This is a genomic window from Winogradskyella wandonensis, assembly GCF_004346845.1.
Classification (GTDB): domain Bacteria; phylum Bacteroidota; class Bacteroidia; order Flavobacteriales; family Flavobacteriaceae; genus Winogradskyella; species Winogradskyella wandonensis.
In genome coordinates this window covers 1-2,488 of sequence record NZ_SMGI01000012.1, presented here as the reverse complement: position 1 = coordinate 2,488, position 2,488 = coordinate 1, and the positions used below count along the sequence as shown (strand labels likewise).

Below are 2,488 nucleotides of genomic sequence, written 5' to 3'. Positions count from 1 at the left end.
GTATCTTCGATAGAGGTAAGCCCCATGGTAAGAATACCACGTGTTTCACCAATACCATCGACTAACGTATTCACGCTCCTAGATTGTCTTTGGTCCAGCTCAGAATCGTCATCTCTACCAATACCAGCGATATCATAGTTATAGCCAATATTAGCAGACTGGTCCCAAATAACTGAACCATTGCTATCTACATAGTCTTGAGTAGTTCCGTTAACTCCAAGAGTAATACCGTATTTTATTGCTAGATAAGATTGTATCCTGTTTCGTTCTCTAGTTAAATCAGCGTCATCTTTTCTGCTATCGTATGTTATAATTTCAGCAATACGACCATCGAAACTTCCATTCCAATATTGACTTCGGCCAATCCAATATCTAGCATTATTAATCATGGCGTATTTTGCAATATCATTGGTTTCTGTACCAACTTGGTTTGCATTAAAATACAGTTCCATGTCTGTATCAGATGCATTTTGTCTAATGTTAATTATCTGAATTTTTGTGTAATCTGTGCCAGTACTTGTATCTGCTCTACCATAACCATTTTCGGGATTTAAATTACCTGGTGCAGCTTCATTTGTTGTTCCTATGCAGTAGGCAAGCCTTTCATCAAAGAAACGTTGTGTATATCTTCCGTAGCCAAAACCAGTAACATCCTCAGAATATGTCGTTCCTGTTGGGTCAGTACTTGTAAATGTATCTAATGGTAACATTGTGGTAGTTATAGGTATGTCTGGCATCAAAACCACAAAAAAGTCGTTGGAATTAAAACCTCCGGTACCTTTCAATTCATGCCTATTCATTAAATAGGTCATGTCTTTATCTGCAGTAGAATTGTCATTATCAAATTCTATAACTGGATTAAAATTAAAATTTTTACTTGTATTATTTTGATAGATTGGTGCTTGTGAGCTAATAACTGCCTCTGCATGATTACCTTTATTATAATCTGACCATCTTGTAACGCTTGCACCATCTGAAAACAGTGTAGAACCATCTGCTTTATCTGCTTTTAGCCATAAATCTAAGTCGTTAAGAACACCACCTGGACCCGTAGGAGCAGCGCCAAAAATTGTTCCTGTTACACTAATGTCATCGAAATGTACTCTGTCATTATCATCAGAGCCATCACAAACAATTCTAAATTGAGCTGTGGACGTCACAGGAAATGTGTAGTCAGAACTAAAGAGTGTTGCTGTTTTGCAATAAGAAGTTCCATTAGTTTCATCACTTTGAATATCTCCAGTTTTGGTACTATAACCTATTGTTCCGCTTCTATAAGAAGCAACGGTCGTCCATGAAGATGAAGAGTTTTGTCTATACTGAATTGAAAATGTTTCACCATCTTCCATGTCGTAAGACGATACAAAGAATCTAAAATCAATTTTATCATACAAGCCTAAGCTAAATGTGGGAGAAATAAAATTTGATGAGCTCGTGTCATCTCTTAGTCTTAAACTCCAATTACCAGAATAGGCGTACGTAGCGCTATTAAATCGTTCTGCATCTGTACCGCCGTCTGTCCATCCTTCTAAGCCAGACTCGAAATCATAAAATGCTAATGTTGTAACTGTTTGCGAACTTAATATGCTTACGGTCAATATTGTAATTGCCAACAAAGCATACCTTTTCTTTAAAGAGTAAAGTGTTTTCATAACGCGGTTAATTTTATAGCTTGGGACTATATTATTGAGCAAACATAAATACTAATTCCATGAAATGCAAATAAATTCGACGAAATACAATATGTAAATTACTGATAATGAGAAAAATAAATTTTATTTATAAGAATAAACCTACTTTTTATTGTTTTTTTAAATTTTGAATGTATTTTGAATTATTCTGATTATCAGTTATTTAAAATTCAACAAACGTTGTGTATTTCCTATTGTTTAATTAATTGATTTTGAAACTGATAACTTATATAAATAAAAAAACACCTCTAAAAAGAGGTGTTTTTTGTAGGAATTAAGTTACGAGATTTAATTTATCAAAACTTTTTTAGATACCGAACCGCTTACAGTATTTAATTTAATGATATAAGTCCCAGGATTTAAATTCCCAACATTGTATTGTGATAGGTTTTCAGATTTAATATCCTCAATACTTAGGACATGCTGTCCTAGGATATTAAATAATTGTATGTCATTGACTTTTAATCCATGAGGATTGATAAGCACGAGTTTGTCTATGTTATTTGCATATCTTACATCTAATTTATCTTGATTGATGATGTCATCGTCAGTACCAAGACTCTGCGCATTAGGGTTGTAGAATACAATTTCGAAACGATTATCGTAATACCCAGCGTTTAAGAAGAACTCATAATCCCCTTTTTTGAAGTCGTGGTAATAGTCTAGTTCCTTGTCGTGAAGAAACATTTCACTGGTTGGGTCTATATTTACGAGCTCGTCGATTTTGATACTATTATCGCCATCCTCAGAGGTGTAAATAATTAAAGGATAACTCGTGTTTTCTTCCATACTATTAG

General features: G+C 34.1%; 2 protein-coding genes. Both read right to left on the bottom strand.

All coding sequences use genetic code 11. The features are described 5' to 3' along the window. Positions 1-1,652, bottom strand: a 1,652-nt coding sequence (locus DFQ05_RS13570) for a DUF8202 domain-containing protein (RefSeq protein WP_479686042.1), incomplete at its 3' end; no start/stop codon positions are given. 327 nt (positions 1,653-1,979) lie between these two features. Continuing rightward, a partial coding sequence (locus tag DFQ05_RS13565; protein ID WP_132706180.1) for a T9SS type A sorting domain-containing protein occupies positions 1,980-2,488 on the bottom strand: 509 nt, incomplete at its 5' end.